Source organism: Shigella sp. FC1567 (assembly GCF_001743015.1).
Taxonomy (GTDB): domain Bacteria; phylum Pseudomonadota; class Gammaproteobacteria; order Enterobacterales; family Enterobacteriaceae; genus Escherichia; species Escherichia coli.
The window spans coordinates 1-1,969 of the sequence record NZ_MIIV01000234.1 but is presented as its reverse complement, the minus strand read 5'-3'; the positions used below and the strand labels follow the sequence as shown (position 1 = coordinate 1,969).

1 protein-coding gene and 2 pseudogenes are annotated in these 1,969 nt (G+C 50.5%); 1 reads left to right on the top strand and 2 read right to left on the bottom strand.

Annotated features, from left to right (window positions below; genetic code table 11):
- Positions 1-260 (bottom strand): transposase (locus tag BHE85_RS14410; RefSeq protein WP_000567716.1); only part of this gene is annotated, 260 nt, incomplete at its 3' end.
- Positions 261-291: 31 nt separating this feature from the next.
- Between BHE85_RS14410 and BHE85_RS14405 the strand changes: the two are divergent.
- Positions 292-1,626 (top strand): annotated as a pseudogene (locus BHE85_RS14405) (MFS transporter).
- A 10-nt stretch (positions 1,627-1,636) separates the two neighbouring features.
- Here the strand turns inward: BHE85_RS14405 and BHE85_RS14400 are convergent.
- A pseudogene (locus BHE85_RS14400) lies at positions 1,637-1,969 on the bottom strand (IS1-like element IS1X2 family transposase); the annotation flags it as partial.

Sequence of the window (1,969 nt, the reverse complement as noted above, 5' to 3'; positions counted from 1 at the left end):
AGCAGGCGCTGGAGTTCTTTAATCTGCTTCATGGCGGCAGCAAGTTCAGAGGCAGGAACAACCTGTTCTCCGGCGGCCACAGCAGTAAGACTTCCTTCCTGGTATTGCTTACGCCAGAGAAATAACTGGCTGGCTGCTACACCATGTTGCCGGGCAACGAGGGAGACCGTCATCCCCGGTTCAAAGCTCTGCTGAACAATTGCGATCTTTTCCTGTGTGGTACGCCGTCTGCGTTTCTCCGGCCCTAAGACATCAATCATCTGTACTCCAATGACTAGTCTAAAAACTAGTATTAAGACTATCACTTATTTAAGTGATACTGGTTGTCTGGAGATTCAGGGGGCCAGTCTAATTGTTAATAAGAACTCTGCAATCAACACCAGTATCGGCGTTATTTTTATTGCTTTGGGCGGCATATTGATTGATGCCTACTAGGCGGCGATGGTGGGGTTTGGTAATAAATACATTGCCGCTCAATTCGGCATTTCGCCGGGTCTTGCTGCAACCGTCAATGCATCAGTATTAATCGCCGCGTTAATTGGCGGTTTATTAGCGAACCGAGTAATAAACCGCTTTGGGCAAAAGCGGGCATTTATTATTGGCATGGGGCTGTGCACCATCGGTGCTGCAGCGGTAGCTATTGCTCCCAGTATCTGGTGGGTGCTGGTGTGCCGCGTCATCATGGGCTTTGGTTTAGGCATCGACTTCCCTTTGGCAACCAATGCCGTGGCAGAGCTTCGTGGTTCAACGTCGAAGAAAACCGGAACGTCGGTCAACCTCTGGCAAATGGCCTGGTATGTTTCGACAACCGTTGTTTATTTGGTACTTTTGCCGCTGCTTCTGTCGGGTATCGCTGAAGAACAATTGTGGCGTTACGGAATATTCATCGGAGCTATTTTTGCAGTCATCTTCATGATTTTGCGTTACTTCTTTATTGGTGAATCCGCAATGTGGGCCGCACGCGTCGGGCGTTACCAGGAAGCGTGCGACATTCTGGGAAAACGTTATGGTGTTCAGGCTCGCGTTGCGGCATCGGGTACAACAGAAGCGAAATTCTCGGAAAAAGCAGAGAATAAATACAGTGGTGGATATGGCATCTTATTTAATGATCGTTACCGCAAACGCACCATTCTTGGCTGTGTCGTGGCAACCATGCAGGCGTGGCAATATAACGCCGTAGGTGTTTATCTTCCTCTTACGTTGGCGGGAATAATAAGTGGCGGGCTTACTGGCGCGTTGACCGGTTCTGCCGTCGTGAATGCCCTTTGTGGGGTGACAGGCGGGATGATCGGCTCGTTTATTCTCCAACGACTGGGTACTCGCCGACAGTCGATGTATGGATTTGCTGTTGTGACCTTAGCATTGCTGTCGTTAGGCGCACTGGCAACGACTAATCCCTGGCTGTCTTTAGGGTTATTGGGATCAATTATTTTCTTCCATTCAGCGGGTCCTGGTGGGCTGGGCATGACCATTGCCACACTCTCTTATCTTCCCGCTATTCGCCCTACTGGGGTCGGATTTGCCCGCGCTATTATGCGCACAGGGGCAATTGCAGGACTCATTTTCTGGCCGATGCTGTGGGGTGCGTTGAAAACTGAAGCGTTTTACTGGTTGGCAATCGGGTAATGACTCCAACTTACTGATAGTGTTTTATGTTCAGATAATGCCCGATGACCTTGTCATGCAGCTCCACCGATTTTGAGAACGACAGTGACTTCCGTCCCAGCCTTGCCAGATGTTGTCTCAGATTCAGATTATGTCGCTCAATGCGCTGAGTGTAACGCTTGCTGATAACGTGCAGCTTTCCCTTCAGGCGTGATTCATACAGCGGCCAGCCATCCGTCATCCATACCACGACCTCAAAGGCCGGCAGCAGGCTCAGAAGACGCTCCAGTGTGGCCAGAGTGCGTTCACCGAAGACGTGCGCCACAACCGTCCTCCGTATCCTGTCATACGCGTAAAACAGCCA